The following is a 14,850-nucleotide window of genomic DNA, read 5'->3' as shown; positions in this document are numbered from 1 at the left end:
CGGTTAAGGAGGATTATAGCACATGAGTCACCATGAAATCTTGGGGCCCCAGGACAGGCCGCGTTTGGGTTACTGGATACCCTTGAGCATCCAGCATGTATTTGCTATGTTCGGGGCGACCATCCTGGTGCCGCTGCTGACCGGACTGAGTCCCTCAACAGCGCTTTTTACCGCGGGAACGGGAACACTTATTTACATTCTTGTCACCGGTGCCAAAGTCCCGGCGTTTCTGGGTTCATCCTTCGCGTTTATTCCGGCGATCATTGCCATAAGCGCGTCCCACGGGATGGCTTATGCCCTGGGAGGCGCCTTTGTGGCGGGTATATTTTACTGTCTCGTCGGGCTGATAATTAAATTCGCCGGAACGGCCTGGCTGGATAAAGCCCTGCCCCCTGTGGTAATCGGTTCTGTTATCGTGGTAATCGGGCTCAACCTGGCGCCCACCGCCATGAACATGGCCATGTACGACGGAGCGGGAAACTACAGCCTGGTTATGCTTTCCATCGCCACCGTAACCCTGGGCGTAACCGTGGTGTCCAACATCTTCCTTAAGGGATTCTTCAGCACCATTCCCATTCTTATCGGACTGGTGTCGGGGTACCTGTTTACCCTGATAATGGGACTCTTTTTCCCCGCCTATCACATCATTGATTTTCAGGTGGTACGGGACGCGCCGTGGTTCGGATTCCCCCGCTTCGGCATACCCAAGTTCAGTCTTGTGCCGATCCTGACCTTTGTTATTGTGTCCCTGGCCACTATCTGTGAGCACCTGGGGGATACTCTGGTAACGAGTAAAGTCGTGGGCCAGGATTTTTACAAGAACCCCGGGCTCCACCGGACCCTCGCCGGAGACGGCCTGGCCACCGCGTGGGCTGCACTCTGGGGCGGCCCTCCCAACACAACCTACGGTGAAAATATCGGCGTCATGGCGATAACCCATGTGTACTCGGTCTGGGTTATCGGCGGCGCCGCGGTCATCGCGGTAATCCTGTCGTGTGTCCAGAAATTCGGCGCCCTGATACAGACTATCCCCACGGCGGTCATGGGCGGAATCTCCATGCTGCTCTTCGGTATCATCGCTTCCAGCGGACTGCGGACCATTGTGGAGAGCGGAGTCGATTACAAGGACAAACGGAACCTAACTATTTCCTCGGTAATTTTCGTCATCGGAATCGGCGGCGGACGGCTGGCGTTCAACATCACCGGAGGTGTTGAGTTTGAACTTGCCGGCGTGGCCCTTGCCACGGTGGTGGGTATTGTTCTGAACCTGGTTTTCCCCAAAAGCCGGGCGGTCATCAAGGACGAAGACTGACATAGCCGCCGCACAGCCCCGGACCTGATCCGGGGCTTTTTTATTCCCCGCCGGTTCCATGAGGTTTGCTTTGAGGCCGGCTATGGCAGCCCCTTATTGTTTCGGGCCGATATGGAAATATAAATCCACCGAAGGATGGCTCCCCAGGGATTTACTGCTGTGGAATTCAAACTCCATATTATGGGAAGAATACCCGCTGGCAGGAAGCCACCGGGTATAGAAATATTGTTTTGCCCTTCCGATGGCGGCCCCCCATAAAAATCCCAGCAGCGGCCGTACAGTGGTAATACCGTAGTCACCCCCGGGAAGCAGGGCGACTTCCAGTTTCGGAGCCGCGTCTTGGCCGCCGATAAAAAGCTGGAAACTGCCGTCCCCGGGATTGTACCCTTTGGTTACCACGAAAAACGGCACCTGCCCCGGCCGGCCAGTAATAAGGGAGTACTTTTTCGACAGCTCGGGAATATCCCGGGCTATCCGGCGGTCGCTGGATTTCATCCAGAGACCGTAGATGGTACGGTCTTCCTCCTGATGAACAATGGTTATATCCGAATCCTTCATCCGCTTTTATTCTCCCATCCGGAATTACGGCTGCTTTTTAAGGGGCTGGCATACGGGGCAGTAATACACATTGCCACCGAGATACGCCTGCCTGATAATAGTCCCGCCGCAGACCGGGCACGGATCTTTGAGGGTGTTGTTTGACAGAATGGTTTTGTATCCGCCGTTTTTTCCGAAGAGATCTTTTTCCGTATCCCTGCCGCCTTTGTCGGTCATGGCTTTGAGGGTTTTCCTGATGCTTTTGTACAGCCCCTTGAGATCCTTCTGTGTCAGGGTATTAATTTTGTTTTTGGGATTTATCCCCGCGGTGAAAAGGATATCCTGGAGCACACCGTTGCCGAGTCCGGGAATACGCTGCTCCGTGGCGAGCAGCGCCTTGGCGCTGAGGGTTGGTTTCGCTTCGCCGCAGATGGTCATGAAGTACCCTTCATCAAAGGCGTCGGACAAGGGGCTGGGCTTTTCTTTGGCAACCTTATAGTAAGGACTGTCGTTTTTCCCGTCGGGAAACGCCCATATACCGCCGTACATCTGGATGGTGCAGACAATCGAGGAACCGTCGCCGAAGGTGACCAGGAGCTGGTGTTTCTTCGGCGGCTCAGCTCCGGGCTCAAGGTACCGGACATTGGTCCCGTCGCCGAAGAGAATCCGTTTCCCGCCGGCGCTTATTTCCGTCAGGCCCGCGTAAGCGGCGGCATTCCGGATTTTTTCACCCTCCAGCAGTTTTGGGTAATTTCCGGGGTCGCCGAAATAAAAGGCGAATCCGTGGGGAGCGGCGGCGGCAATGACCCGGGTAATGGTTTTACCGCCGACAGTTTCGTTAAGCTGCGCCGCCAGGGTATGGCTTTCGGGAATTTCGAGCATGGTTTTTTCCTCCAGGGTAACTGCATTTCGTTAGAATTCTCCACAGCAGTATGGAAATACCAATGCCAGGGGGCCCGTCTGAGGTAAGGTGGAAGGGCTCCTCGTCGACCTAAAGGTCTCGAAAGTCGCGCCTTTCCCCTTACCTCAGACACCCCACGCTACCTTTTTCCACCATGCTGCTGTGCCGCTGCCCAGTATACTGCGGTTACCCTGCCGCAGATGAAGGGGCATACGATTGCCCTAGGTATTCCTCCATCAGGACATATATACCATTAACTATAATAGATCAAAGCTGACGGCGGTATGTCATATTTACAAAGGTCATTGGTTATATTTTGGCGGAAACGAGGAACATCATGGGACGGCGGAGTTCATTTTTCATTTCCGGAATCTGCTTAAGCATCGCCGGTTCCGGCTTAGGCTCCGCAAATCCGGTAATTGTAAACCCCTGATCCAGAAGCGTCGTTATGTAGGTGGTGAGTGTTTTATGGTATTTCGTGATTTCCTCGCCGAGAAAAACCGCTTTCCTGCTTCCTTCGGAAAAATACCGGTCCACCGGCCAGTGCAGGATATTCCCCGCATCGTCGTAGTACCAGGCCTGTTTTCCCTGGGCGGTAAATACAGGATGCTCGGCGGAAAAAATAAAGGAGCCGCCTTCGTCGAGCCAGGAAGAAACCCTGCCGGCGATTTCCTCAAAGGATTCAAGGTAATGGAACGCCAGGGAACTGAGCACCACATCGAAGGAATTTGAATCGAAATACGCGTCTTCTATGGCTTTGTTGATGTAGGTAACTTTGGGAGAGGTGGTTTTTTCCCGGGCTTCGGCGAGCATTTTTTCGGAGATATCCACACCGACCACCGAAAACGCCCCCTGGTCGGCGGCGTAGCGGCAATGCCACCCGAATCCGCAGCCGAGATCGAGCACCCGTTTACCCCGCAAATCCGGGAGCATCTTCTTCAGCTCGTGCCATTCCCCGGCGGCGTTGAGGCCATCCACGGAACGGGGCATTTTCTTATACTGCGCAAAAAAAGTATCGTCATCGTACTTGTTTTCTTTCATACATTACCCACCGGAACAGTGATACTAGAAAATCCCGATAAAGTACAGTATCGCAGTCAGGCAGCCGCATTATAATTACTTCCTGACCCCGGAAGCATGGTTAAAACAGGTCCAGGGGTTGGGAGGATGCGTCCGGCATCCGGGCGGCGCAGCTGTCACAAATTGGAATGACGGGACAGGTAATCAAGAAAATCATGGCGGCTGATATTCCACTGATTACGGTCTTCGGGAATCTGGTATGCCCTGAGTGCGTTTTCCCTGATCAGCCGCCGTACGGTCAGGGATGAGCAGTTAAGAAAAGAAGCCGTATCCTTTATCGTCAGAATAGCGGGAAGATTTTCCGTTAATTCGCTTAATGTCCGTTCCTCCAGCATACCGTTCCACCGCCCCTTTGTAAAAACGCCATTCCGACCGTATTTTCCAGCCCTCAAGGTAACCCATCTCTGCAAGGTAATAAACGTGCCGTTCCTCGACGCCAAGGTATCGGGCGGTTTCCTGCAGGGTCAAACATGGAATCATAATTCCTCCGTACGGAATCCGGTCCCGGGCTGCGCCCGGAGACTAGATCCGCAGAAGGAATGTACTAAAAAACAGCGGACAATAAAAATAAGACCGGTTAATAAAAAAAGCCCCGGACCGCCGAGGGTCCGAAGCCGGAACAGCTCCGCTGATGTAAGACAGGTTTATCCGGAGGGCTGTATTTTACTCAAGAATGAAATCAAACCGTTCTATATACCGGCCCTGGTCGCGGTTCCGGGTTTTGACACTGACGCCCCAGCATTTCGTTATATCGCTCTCGGAACCGACAAAGATTCCCGGAGCCCGGTTTTCGAAGGGACAGCAGGCTTCAAAATGGATCCCATCGCCGCTCCAGAAAAGGCTCTGAGTTCCCCTTGGGTCATGCCAGTCGGGACTGCTGTTGTACACGGTTCCTTCATTGGTGTCCTTCCGTCCCGAAAGATAGAGGTACCCGTCCTTATACGGCCAGACCGCAAAGGCGTGGCCTACCATGACAGGGTTGTGTCCGTACCGTGTGTACGGTCCGGTAATGGAATCGGCCATGGCGATCCCCACCTCCGAATAATTACCGTCCAGCCCCGGATACATACCTTTGTAGTACATCCAGAATTTCCCGTCCCGGGGAATAACCGTGACATCGTCCGCGGAGTCAGCGTCGAAACCTGTCCTGCTGGGCCCCAGGACAGGAGTGTCTCCGGCCCGGGTCCAGGGTCCGCCGGGAGAATCCGCCCGGGCAATACCCACATACCGGTCGGTATGGCTGACATCGTAGCCCGCGTCCACCCCGGTATAAAACATATAGTAGGTATTATTATAGAAGAGAACGTTCGCGGTCAGGACCCCGGCGGAATCCCAGCCCTTCGCCGAAGGGAGCAGCGCGTCCCTAAGCGGTTCCCAGCGGTACCCGTCCGGGGATGTGGTATACATGATTTTACAGTTCTTAAACGGACAGTAGGGTTTTCCGTGTTCGTGCTGGGTTATCCAGAGATAGTACTTTCCGCCGACGTACAGAATATTTGAGGGATCATGGTTGTTATCCGCCGGCAGCCCCTCGGTTCCGGTCCAGACCTGCTTTACCCTTCTCAGCTCTTCATGTTTCATGGTAACTCCGTAATGTGGATCTGCGGGAGCAAATCCCTGATAATATCCCCATCGAGACTTTTCAGTTCCCGATTCATGGAATTGGCCACCGCGCAGGCCATGGAAAAGGCCAATGAACGCGGGGGGTCATTTCCGTGTATGAACGACACGGCGTAGCCCGCGACCGCGGCGTCGCCGCAGCCGATGGTTTTTTCAGCCTTAACCTTCGGTACCGCGGCCATGTAGGTTTTATCATTGAGAAGAAGCAGCGCGCCCCGGCTCCCCATGGATACCATGAGCTGTTCAATGCCGCTGTCCCGCATCCGGCGGCCCAGGGCGGCAAGCTGTTCCTCATCCCGGTATTCCGTTTCCCCGTACAGGGCAAGCAGCTCATGCATGTTCGGTTTCGCGAACAGGTATCTCCCGCCTATGGAGGCGGTCAGAAGATCGCCGCTGGTATCGAGGAAACAGTACGCCCCGGCCTCGGCGCAGAGGCCGCTGATTTCCCGGTAGATGCTGTCCCGCAGTCCCGGCAGGGACAGCCCCGAACAGATAATGACATCACCCTTCACGGTATCCCCGCGGAGGCGGAACAGGAATTCCTCCGCCAGATCCTCCGGCACCGTAAAACCGGCTTCTACAATTTCACTTTCCTTCTTTCCGGCGTTATCGATGATGTTGATGGTTACCCTGGTATTGTCCGGAACCGTTATCCAGTCGGACCGGCAGCCGCAGCGCTCCATTTCATCCCGGATAAATTCTCCGTTGGGACCGCCGATAAATCCCCGGACTTCAACCTCCGCGCCCAATCCCGCCGCGGCCCGGGCGACATTGATGCCTTTGCCGCCCGCCGCGATGTGGGGAATATTATTTTTAAACTGGAACCCGTGGGTAAAATTATCGATGTTGTAAAACCTGTCCACCGCGGGATTGAGACACAGCGCCCGTATCATACAATTTTACTCCCCGCGAACAACCCGGCTTTGTCCGAACTGCGGAGGACATTTCTCATCTTATGCCGCACCTGATTTTTAAAGGCATCCCTGGCCGGACGCAGGTACACCCGGGGGTCGTACTTGTCCGGTTTTTCCCTGAGGGTCTCCAGCACCGCCGTTGTGTAGGCCATGAAGTTGTCCACATCCATATTCACTTTGCATACGCCGTACCTGCGGCATTCGGAAACATCCGCTTCCGAAGCGTTGCGCAGATACGGAACCCGGGCGCCCGCGGCGTTGACGGCGTCGATGAGGTCCTTTTCCAGGGAAGCCCCGCCGTGGAGCACCAGGGGAAAGTCCGGCAGCGCCGCGTGGATTTCCGCGAGCCGGTCAAAAGCGAGGGGCAGGCTCTCGTCCGACAGGACCCCGCCGTGGGATGTGCCCACCGCCACCGCCAGGGCGTCGCAGCCGCTTTCTTCTATAAAACGGGCCGCCTGATCCGGTTCGGTGTATTTGTTTTCGGCGGAAAAAACTTCATCCTCAAATCCCGGGAGGGAACCCAGTTCAGCCTCCACCCAGACACCCCGGGCATGGGCGTAACCGGCAAGCTCCCGGGTCCGCTCGATGTTTTCCTCAAACCTCAGATGGGAACCGTCAAACATCACCGCGGGGATTCCCCATTCGATTGCTTCCCGGCAGGCTTCAAAGGTTGAGCAGTGGTCATGCTGGAGGAGAACCGGTACCGCACAGGTTTCGATGACTTTGTGTATACATTCCAGGAACAAGCGAAAATCCTCGGCGTATTTTCTGGCGCCCATGGATACCTGGATAATTACCGGAGACCGCTCCGCTTCGGCGGCGGCGACAACCGCCGTCAACGTATCGAAATTAAAAACATTAAACGCCCCGGTCATATACTTGTTCTCGAGGGAATGGTGAAATAGTTCCCGTGCCTGTACCAACATGGCCTTTCCTTTTCAGTTTATTTACAGCAATCCGGCTTTCCGCCGGCAGTTATTCCTTTCCCATGCCGTCGAGAATTCCCTGGATCAGTTTTTTGTGAAACAGGAGATACAGGACGATCATGGGTATGGTGCTCAGGGTGGTGGCCGCCAGCAGCACCCCGAAGCCGCCCGCCAGGGACGCGTCCCCGATGGAACGCAGCAGCGCGGTGACGGTGAGCATTTCCTTTTTCGTGGTGATGATGATCGGCCAGAGAAAATCGTTCCAGGTGTTCATAAAGGTCAGAATCGCCAGGGAAAATATGGCCGGCGACAGCATGGGAAAGGCGATCTTCATCAGGATCTTCCATTCCGAGGCGCCTTCCACCCGGGCGTATTCCAGGGACTCGTCGGGCACCCCGGAAACGGCGAACTGCCGGATCATAAAAATACCGAAGGCGGGAATGCTTCCGGGAAGAATCAGCGACCAGTACTGGTTGAGGCCGCCCATGCCCCGGACCACGAGATAGGTGGGCACAATCAGGGAGATGCTCGGAATCATCATGGACGAAAGCATCACCAGGAAGAGCCCGTTTTTAAAGGGGAACCGGTACTTGGCGAAGGTAAACCCCGCCAGGGTACAGAAGAAACATCCTATGGCGGTTACCGAGGCGGTGACAATGACACTGTTGAGCAGGTTCCGTATAAAGGGCCACTCCGCCAGAAGCTTCCGGTAAAATTTTAAGTTGAATCCGTCCCTGGGGAAAAACGACGGGTTCATGGTAAATATTTCGTAGTCTTCCTTAAAGCTCCCCATGATCATCATAAGAAAGGGATAACAGGTTATTACCGCCACAACCGCCAGGGCCGCCAGCGAAAAAAATGTTCCGATATATTTTTTTACCCTCCGGATTTTCATTTTGCGCCGTCCCCGGAAACATTCCGCTTAACCGAAAGCACGCTGAATCCCATGAGCAGCAGAAACAATACATAGGACATGGCCGAGGAGTAACCGACTTTGGAATACAGGAACGCGTTCTGGTAAATGTAATACACCAGATTCAGGGATGAATTGAGGGGGCCGCCCCGGGTGAGCACCATGACATCCCCCATGTTCTGGAGGACCCAGATGGTGGAGATGAGCAATACAAAAAATATTTCCGGCTTCATCAAAGGAACGGTTACGGAGAAAAACTTTCTGAACGGTCCCGCGCCGTCGAGGCTGGCGGCTTCATTTACGGAGGATGAAATCTTCTGCATCCCCGCGAGCATGACGATGGTAAAGTACCCGGTCATCCGCCAGATGTTCATTATGGCGATAGATATCTTCGACATCTGCACCGTATCGAGCCAGCCCACGGGCGGAATTCCTATGTGACCCAGGAGGACATTTATAAGCCCGCCCTGGGTGGTAAAAAGCATCCGGAAAATATTCGCGATAACGAGAACCGCGGTCACATAGGGAAGCAGCATAATAACCGAATAAACCCGCCGCCCCACGGTATGGGGTGAATTGAGTACCGCCGCGAAAACCAGGGCCAGCAGGGTACGCAGGGGAACGATGAGAGCCCAGAGGACCAGGGTGTTCCAGAGGGATTTCCAGAACAGGGGATCCTGGAAAAGCCGCAGGTAATTTGTGAACCCGATAAACCGGGGCGCGTCGAACCCGTTGGAATTGGTCAGACTGACCCAGAGGCCATACAGCATGGGATATACCGTAAATACCGCGAACACGATGTAGAACGGAGAAATCCAGATATAGCAGTGTTTGTTCTTCGCGATTTTCTGTATTGTATTTTTCATACCCCTGTTCTCCCTTTGGTTCCCTGGGACCACTGCTTCTTCCCGTTGAATCCCGCTACAGCCGTTCCAGTTCGGTTCTCAGTTTGGCGACGGTTTCCGCGGGAGTCATTTTACCGTTGACGAACATGTCCCCCACAATCCGTTTTGCAATGTCCTCCGCTTCGGGTGACCGGGCGTCCTTGTAAGGAATGGAGGGCAGCGTATCGAGAAGGATTTTCGCCACATCGGAGATGACCCGCTGGCCGCCGAACTGGGGCCACGGGGTGGTTCCCTGCTCAACCACTTTCCGGATTCCCGGAATGTACGCGGTGGTATAGGTCGCGTTGATCCCCTCGCCGTCCACATTCGCGAAAGCGAGGCAGCCTTCCTCCGAAAGGGTGAGGTACTGCACCAGGTGCAGGGCGGCTTCAAGATTCTTTGAATTTTTGTTCACCGAAAAGAAGGTGGTGTCCACGGAAAAATTGAGGGGCCCGTCCTGGGAGAACCGCATCGCCGGAGCGAGCCTGAGGTTTCCGTAGGCGGGACTCTTGGGATCCATGTTGGTCAGGTACCGGGACGCTTCGTAGGACATCCCCGGGAAGGCGGCTATTTTGCCTTCGTTGAAAACAGTCCAGTAATCACCTTCGGTGGAGGTCTGGCCGCTCTTGAGGAAGACCCCGGCGTCGTAGGCTTTCTTGAGCATTTCCAGAGCTTCCTCCGCCTTGTACAGCGATACCTTCCCCTGGCGGTCAAAGAGACTTCCCCCGAGCATACCCATGTACCAGAGGAAATAATCGTTGGGATTCGCAGGATCCATGGCTCCCGCGTAGTATCCCGCGTCCTTCAGTTTGAGGGCCTGCTCAAAATATTCGTCCCAGGTTTCCGGTGGTTCGAGTCCCAGCTGATCGTACACATCGCCGCGGTACATAAAGGCGAATACCGTCGACGCCTGGTTCGGAAGTCCGTATATCCTTCCGCCGGCGCTGGCGTTGTCCATGGTGGGAAGAACCTGGTCCATGGGAATCATGTCCGTAAGATCCAGAAGCCAGCCGGACTTAACAAACTGGGGAATAAAAATATCGTGCACCAGGACGACATCGGGAACCGCGTCGCCGTTGGAAAGCTGGAGCCGCATTTTGACCGGATATTCGGCGTAGGAGTATTTCTCGAAGTTTATGGTCACATTGGGGTGGTCGGCCATGTACTTTTTAAGGGCCGCCTGGGTGGTGGTGATCAGGTGGGCGCCCCCCATCATATTGATGGTGACCGGTCCCTCGGGAAGGGTGATCTCCTTCATGGTTACGGCCCCGGAACCGCCGCCGGACGCCTTTTCCGATCCGCCGCCGCAGGAAATGAGCATCATCGAGGTCAGTATACAGCAGCTCATGAACAAACAAACCTTTTTCATAGGTTTCTCCTTTTCATAGAAACTATACGCCGTCTATAGACAACGTTTTCTATAGAAAACAATCCCGATAGAAATCGTTTTCTATCAGCGCAAAATATATCTACCTCCCAACCTTGGCGGTTGAGCCGTAGTCGATGAATTCACTCCGCAGGATTTTCTTCCGGCCGGGACTGCTGTATCCCTGGATGAGCCGGTCCGTAACCATGCCCCCGGCAAGTTCCCCCATCCGGAACCCGTCGTGGAGGCAGCTTGTTACCTTCGGATGAATCAGCTCCTGGAGGGGAATTTCCCCGATGGAAACCAGGGAAACATCCCTGGGGATTTCCAGTGAAAGTTCCCGGAACGCCATAAGGGCTCCCACGGTCATGATATTGTTGGCGCAGACCAAAGCGGTGGCTGGAGATTTCTGTTTAAACAAACCGCGGACCCAGGCCTGGCTGCTTTCGGCGTCGAAATTACCGCTGCTTACGTAAGGGCTTTGGGGCTTAAGGCCTTTTTCCGAAAGGGCTTTGAGATAGCCCTTATACCGGCTCCTCCCGGAACTGATGGAAAGCAGGACATTTGCGATGGCGATTTTCCGGTGGCCCAGATCGAGAAGGTGTTTTGTGAGCATGTAGGACGCGTTAAAATCATCCATATACACACAATCGCAGTCGATGCCTCCGATAAAACGGTCCGCCATCACCACGGGAATACCGCTGTCGGTAAAATCCCTGATATGGGTTCCGTCGGAATCAAAGGAGGTAATCACCAGCGCGGCGGGCCGTTCCTGGTGCATGGATTTGAGGAGCACCCGTTCTTTGTTCACGTCCCCATCACTGCTGGCGATGAGGATATTAAAACCATGCTCGGCGACGACCTTCTCCAAGCCCTTTGCCAGGTGCATGAAAAAATAGTTGCTGATATCGGCGACGATGAGGGCGATCATGTTGGATTTGCTGCTGCGGAGATTTTTCGCGATGGAATTGGGTTTGTAGTTTACCGAGTCAATAATCTCGAGGACCCGTTTCTTTGTTTCCGCGTGAACGGGATAATTGCCGTTGATTACCCGGGAAACCGTGGAAATTGAAACCCCCGCTTTTTCGGCCACATCCTTGATGGTCCCGTTTTTCTTAGCCACTCCGAACTCCAATAGAAAACGTTTTCTATACGATAACCTCATTATCGCTGATTTGTCAAGTTTTTTCTCCCCTCCGGTCATTTCCGCCGGAGGGGGTACTTCTAAACATGAGAATAAATACTCGTATATAACCGTGGTGCTCTCTTTTAGTAAATAATACAGACATTGGCGGATACGGAGGCGTCGCGGTTCCAGGGGGCGGTGGGGACAATGCGGGATACATCAAAGTTGACATAACGGACATACTTAGGGCCGCTGTCCCCACTGCAGTTGCCTTCTCCGGCCGCATAAAAAGCCCCTGATGGTGAGTTACCCGAATCGGGTTTAAAACTTATGGAGCCGTAGAGATTCCGTATCGCGTCAGTAATGCTGTCGCCTATTTCTTTTCCGTCATACCTGTTTGTGGAGGGAGCTCCCAATCTGTCCGGGATTGGATCCCCCTTTCCTGCCGCTCTCAGCACCTTGCCCATAACATTGGGTAATTTAAAATGGTCCCCAGCGGCGTTTTTGGTTCCATCCCCATCACATTTAAAAAATGCCTGGACAGCGTCGTTGGTTTCCGAGCCGCGCCAGACCGTGTCCACCAGTTCTTCATAATCGGAAACAGGAATACATTTTCCATCCAGCTTCAAATACCGCCGCCGGGCAAGCTCGGCCTCATCGGAAATCGAGGTATGGACAATATTGCCGACATTTGTTTTTACCAGGGATACCCATGATCCATACCAGAAGAGTTCCGTCATTGTATCCCGGTAGATGTATTTTATTTCATCGCTGCTGTGTACTGTTACTTTGTGTCCGGTGTTGTTAATCAATATCAGCCTGCAGCCCATAAACGTCCCTGAGCCTAGGGATACTTCCGATACGGTTCCGTTAAAAACAAGGGTTGCGTCAGCGCCGATCTCGGTGGTTTCTGAATTCTCTGAAACCACCACAGGCCGCTGGCGCTGGAATGCCATGGCGATGTTATGGTGAATTTCAACCGAGGACAGCCCTTCATCGTTTTTTGTTTTTTTCGTACCAAAAGACGGACTGAGGGAAGGAAAATTCGGAATGAGAAAATTGTTAAGGGTTAAGTCAATAATAGCCATATATACCTCGATAAAATAAAAATAAGAATCAGGATATCCCTGCCGGATTAATACACCAAACACATATTCGCCGATAAGGAGGCGTCACGGTTCCAGGGAGAGGTTGGTAATGTTAACGAAGTATCAATTCCAAAAAATCCCCATAGAAAGGGATCCACACCGGAATATCCCACACCACCCCCAAGTGAAAATGTTCCTGACCCGCTTACAAGGGAAGCTGCCGACACATGCATGGTAGGCAATCCGCCGAACCCTGCCTTTATATTTCGTATCCCATCATCAATACGATCTCCCACGTCTTTTCCGTCATACAAAACATTTGCGATATCAATTGGCAATCCGTCCTTATCCGGCACCGGATCACCCCGGCCGGCGGAGCGTATAACCCTTCCCCGGCCGTCAGGGAATTTAAAATAACCACCTCCGGCGTTCCGTGTTCCGTCTTCGTCGCATCTGTAATAGGTTTCCACCGTTCCGTTGCTCTCCACGCCGCGCCAGATCACATCCACCAGTTCATCGTAATCAGGAAGAATGGGAAGGACCCGGCCGTCAAGCAGGAGCCAGCGCCGCCGGGATAATTCCACCGGGTCGGATATAGCGGTGAACACATGGCTGCCGACAATGCTATGTATCAGGCTTTCCCAGGATGATTCCATCCAGAACAATTCCAGGGTTTTATTGGCATATATATACTGTGCAGAATCACCGCCAATCAGTTTTACTTTGTGTCCGGACTTGTTTATGAGGATTACTCTGCAGCCGATGAACGCGCCGTTACCTAAAGCCAGTTCCGATACGGCGCCGGCCAGAACAATGGTCGCGTCCGCTTCAACAGCCGTTGTTTCGGAGTTTTCCGAAATCGTCACCGGCCGCTGCCGCTGGAACCCCATGGCAATATTGCGGTGGGTTTCTATGGAAGAAAGGCCTTCGCCTTCTTCGGGTTTTTTTGTCCCGAAGGGTGGGATTAATGAAGGAAAATTGGGAATAGAAAAATTACGTAACGTTAAATCTATTACTGCCATAGTGTGTTCCTTATGCATTTTCCGTATAAATACCTGAAAAATGAAAGACCCTTTCTGATTTGAGAATTTTCAGATTGATTTCAAGCAACTTTAATCCCTGTTTTACCACTGTGTTATTTTCAACAAAGTCCTGTGTCAGCTTAAAATATTTGAAAACATAGGGCTGCCCATTATAAGTGATCAGGCTGGAAAAATTTCCCACACTGTTCCTGATTAATATTTCCGGCGCTTCTCCTCCCCAATTGGGATTTTCGATTGTTGCGGTTGGTTTGTGCATTATCGTGTTATCAATAAAAACAAGATACAACTCCCGGGATTTATTATATGGAATATAATATTGCTGGGTTGTCGCGGGGGCCTGATGGGATAAGCCTACGCCGGCGTAGTTGCTGTTTTCATATGTTATTGCGCCGATGTTGCTGTAACGCTTTGAAGCAGGATTAATTACCGGCGTCCAGAAGAACTCCGTATTGCGGTTCGCGATTGCCCAGCCGCTGATATAGGTCAGCGCATTGGTGCACGCAATGGCGAAATACGCGAAACCTTCATCATCGGTAATCAAATCCTCTTTTTCAAAATTAAAACAGATCCAATGGTGGTACCGCAGTATTAAAGCCTGGCCATTGTCGGGCCCTTTCTGAAAACTCTGTCCTTCCCCGCTTGCCTTATCCCCGGAGCTGCACCCCAGGCATTTTTTTAGGGTTTTTGAAACGGGATCAGCGGTCCATACCCATACCTGTCCATGGCTATGGCTGTCCGCCTCAGCGTGGAGCAGGAAAAACGTCCCATCCTTGTTTTTATCGAGATACTCGGTCTGTATTTTGAGAACAACGTAATTCACCGGCGCCGTATCAATATTGGGGACGGCGGTCATGGCGGACAGGGTGATCATATTTCTGTTGTTCCAGGCCCCGTAATTTGCGGCGGCTGCGGTACCGATTTTCTGAATATTATCATTGATAAACGTCTGTATGGTTTGTCCTTCGGGAAAACTGTGGTCCGTGTGGCCTTCGTAGGGAATATAGGCATTTGAATATAGGGGCTGTCCCACATTTGCCTTAGTGTGAAGCCGGACGAAATCCTCGTAAAGGGTATTGTATTTTTCTGAAAGATTATTAACCGCCTCGATTACCTGTTCGTTTGAATACATTATGTTCTCCT

The 14,850-nt window shown here is 52.9% G+C and carries 16 protein-coding genes; 1 reads left to right on the top strand and 15 read right to left on the bottom strand.

Translation table 11 applies throughout. From position 1 onward, the window contains the following. The first annotated feature begins 22 nt into the window (after window positions 1–22). A complete protein-coding gene (locus JFL75_RS14635; protein ID WP_215627419.1) occupies window positions 23–1,312 on the top strand; it encodes a solute carrier family 23 protein in 1,290 nt (429 codons plus the stop codon). A 93-nt stretch (window positions 1,313–1,405) separates the two neighbouring features. On the opposite strand, the gene JFL75_RS14630 is transcribed toward JFL75_RS14635, so the two are convergent. The 15 genes from JFL75_RS14630 to JFL75_RS14560 all read right to left on the bottom strand — a co-directional run bounded on the left by JFL75_RS14630 (window position 1,406) and on the right by JFL75_RS14560 (window position 14,839). Continuing rightward, on the bottom strand, window positions 1,406–1,870 hold the full coding sequence (locus JFL75_RS14630; RefSeq protein ID WP_215627418.1) for a hypothetical protein: 465 nt from the start codon (window positions 1,868–1,870) through the stop codon (window positions 1,406–1,408). Window positions 1,871–1,894: 24 nt separating this feature from the next. Continuing rightward, window positions 1,895–2,731: a hypothetical protein gene (locus JFL75_RS14625; RefSeq protein ID WP_215628619.1), complete on the bottom strand. Its 837-nt coding sequence runs from the start codon at window positions 2,729–2,731 to the stop codon at window positions 1,895–1,897. Between the two features lie 328 nt (window positions 2,732–3,059). Beyond that, window positions 3,060–3,791, bottom strand: coding sequence for a class I SAM-dependent methyltransferase (locus JFL75_RS14620; RefSeq protein ID WP_215627417.1), 732 nt, complete (start codon window positions 3,789–3,791; stop codon window positions 3,060–3,062). Window positions 3,792–3,946: 155 nt separating this feature from the next. Further along, a complete protein-coding gene (locus JFL75_RS14615; RefSeq protein ID WP_215627416.1) occupies window positions 3,947–4,165 on the bottom strand; it encodes a helix-turn-helix domain-containing protein in 219 nt (72 codons plus the stop codon). Next, window positions 4,083–4,310, bottom strand: a complete 228-nt coding sequence (locus JFL75_RS20985; RefSeq protein ID WP_215627415.1) for a helix-turn-helix domain-containing protein — start codon at window positions 4,308–4,310, stop codon at window positions 4,083–4,085. Before JFL75_RS20985 ends, JFL75_RS14615 begins: the two co-directional genes overlap by 83 nt. 183 nt (window positions 4,311–4,493) lie before the next feature. Continuing rightward, window positions 4,494–5,411, bottom strand: a complete 918-nt coding sequence (locus JFL75_RS14605; RefSeq protein ID WP_215627414.1) for a family 43 glycosylhydrolase — start codon at window positions 5,409–5,411, stop codon at window positions 4,494–4,496. Beyond that, window positions 5,408–6,343, bottom strand: a complete 936-nt coding sequence (locus tag JFL75_RS14600) for a 1-phosphofructokinase family hexose kinase (RefSeq protein ID WP_215627413.1) — start codon at window positions 6,341–6,343, stop codon at window positions 5,408–5,410. Before JFL75_RS14600 ends, JFL75_RS14605 begins: the two co-directional genes overlap by 4 nt. Continuing rightward, a complete protein-coding gene (locus tag JFL75_RS14595; RefSeq protein WP_215627412.1) occupies window positions 6,340–7,290 on the bottom strand; it encodes a class II fructose-bisphosphate aldolase in 951 nt (316 codons plus the stop codon). Before JFL75_RS14595 ends, JFL75_RS14600 begins: the two co-directional genes overlap by 4 nt. 49 nt (window positions 7,291–7,339) lie before the next feature. Next, the gene (locus JFL75_RS14590; protein WP_215627411.1) at window positions 7,340–8,185 is read right to left on the bottom strand and encodes a carbohydrate ABC transporter permease; all 846 of its coding nucleotides are present in this window, start codon (window positions 8,183–8,185) and stop codon (window positions 7,340–7,342) included. Then, entirely contained in the window at window positions 8,182–9,069 is an 888-nt protein-coding gene (locus JFL75_RS14585) for a carbohydrate ABC transporter permease (protein ID WP_215627410.1), read from the bottom strand. The genes JFL75_RS14590 and JFL75_RS14585 overlap by 4 nt, the downstream gene beginning before the upstream one ends. A gap of 55 nt (window positions 9,070–9,124) precedes the next feature. Continuing rightward, window positions 9,125–10,456 carry an ABC transporter substrate-binding protein gene (locus tag JFL75_RS14580; RefSeq protein WP_215627409.1) on the bottom strand — a complete coding sequence of 444 codons (1,332 nt, stop codon included), beginning with the start codon at window positions 10,454–10,456 and terminating at the stop codon, window positions 9,125–9,127. Between the two features lie 100 nt (window positions 10,457–10,556). Then, on the bottom strand, window positions 10,557–11,576 hold the full coding sequence (locus tag JFL75_RS14575) for a LacI family DNA-binding transcriptional regulator (RefSeq protein ID WP_215627408.1): 1,020 nt from the start codon (window positions 11,574–11,576) through the stop codon (window positions 10,557–10,559). A 146-nt stretch (window positions 11,577–11,722) separates the two neighbouring features. Then, on the bottom strand, window positions 11,723–12,667 hold the full coding sequence (locus JFL75_RS14570) for a hypothetical protein (protein WP_215627407.1): 945 nt from the start codon (window positions 12,665–12,667) through the stop codon (window positions 11,723–11,725). Between the two features lie 47 nt (window positions 12,668–12,714). After that, entirely contained in the window at window positions 12,715–13,689 is a 975-nt protein-coding gene (locus JFL75_RS14565; RefSeq protein WP_215627406.1) for a hypothetical protein, read from the bottom strand. 10 nt (window positions 13,690–13,699) lie between these two features. Beyond that, window positions 13,700–14,839 (bottom strand): hypothetical protein, encoded by a 1,140-nt coding sequence (locus tag JFL75_RS14560; protein WP_215627405.1) that lies wholly within the window; start codon window positions 14,837–14,839, stop codon window positions 13,700–13,702. Window positions 14,840–14,850 lie beyond the last annotated feature (11 nt).

The organism is Breznakiella homolactica (assembly GCF_016616095.2).
GTDB classification, from domain to species: domain Bacteria; phylum Spirochaetota; class Spirochaetia; order Treponematales; family Breznakiellaceae; genus Breznakiella; species Breznakiella homolactica.
Note: the sequence above shows the minus strand (reverse complement) of the source record. Positions and strands in the feature narration are given on the sequence as shown.

Excerpts from the sequence above, each read along its gene's own strand:
- JFL75_RS14570 (WP_215627407.1), bottom strand. The coding sequence starts at position 12,667 with ATGGCTATTATTGACTTAACCCTTAACAATTTTCTCATTCCGAATTTT.
- JFL75_RS14605 (WP_215627414.1), bottom strand. The coding sequence starts at position 5,411 with ATGAAACATGAAGAGCTGAGAAGGGTAAAGCAGGTCTGGACCGGAACC.
- JFL75_RS14580 (WP_215627409.1), bottom strand. The coding sequence starts at position 10,456 with ATGAAAAAGGTTTGTTTGTTCATGAGCTGCTGTATACTGACCTCGATG.
- JFL75_RS14585 (WP_215627410.1), bottom strand. The coding sequence starts at position 9,069 with ATGAAAAATACAATACAGAAAATCGCGAAGAACAAACACTGCTATATC.
- JFL75_RS14565 (WP_215627406.1), bottom strand. The coding sequence starts at position 13,689 with ATGGCAGTAATAGATTTAACGTTACGTAATTTTTCTATTCCCAATTTT.
- JFL75_RS14625 (WP_215628619.1), bottom strand. The coding sequence starts at position 2,731 with ATGCTCGAAATTCCCGAAAGCCATACCCTGGCGGCGCAGCTTAACGAA.
- JFL75_RS14630 (WP_215627418.1), bottom strand. The coding sequence starts at position 1,870 with ATGAAGGATTCGGATATAACCATTGTTCATCAGGAGGAAGACCGTACC.
- JFL75_RS14620 (WP_215627417.1), bottom strand. The coding sequence starts at position 3,791 with ATGAAAGAAAACAAGTACGATGACGATACTTTTTTTGCGCAGTATAAG.
- JFL75_RS14595 (WP_215627412.1), bottom strand. The coding sequence starts at position 7,290 with ATGTTGGTACAGGCACGGGAACTATTTCACCATTCCCTCGAGAACAAG.
- JFL75_RS14635 (WP_215627419.1), top strand. The coding sequence starts at position 23 with ATGAGTCACCATGAAATCTTGGGGCCCCAGGACAGGCCGCGTTTGGGT.
- JFL75_RS20985 (WP_215627415.1), bottom strand. The coding sequence starts at position 4,310 with ATGATTCCATGTTTGACCCTGCAGGAAACCGCCCGATACCTTGGCGTC.
- JFL75_RS14600 (WP_215627413.1), bottom strand. The coding sequence starts at position 6,343 with ATGATACGGGCGCTGTGTCTCAATCCCGCGGTGGACAGGTTTTACAAC.
- JFL75_RS14590 (WP_215627411.1), bottom strand. The coding sequence starts at position 8,185 with ATGAAAATCCGGAGGGTAAAAAAATATATCGGAACATTTTTTTCGCTG.
- JFL75_RS14560 (WP_215627405.1), bottom strand. The coding sequence starts at position 14,839 with ATGTATTCAAACGAACAGGTAATCGAGGCGGTTAATAATCTTTCAGAA.
- JFL75_RS14615 (WP_215627416.1), bottom strand. The coding sequence starts at position 4,165 with ATGCTGGAGGAACGGACATTAAGCGAATTAACGGAAAATCTTCCCGCT.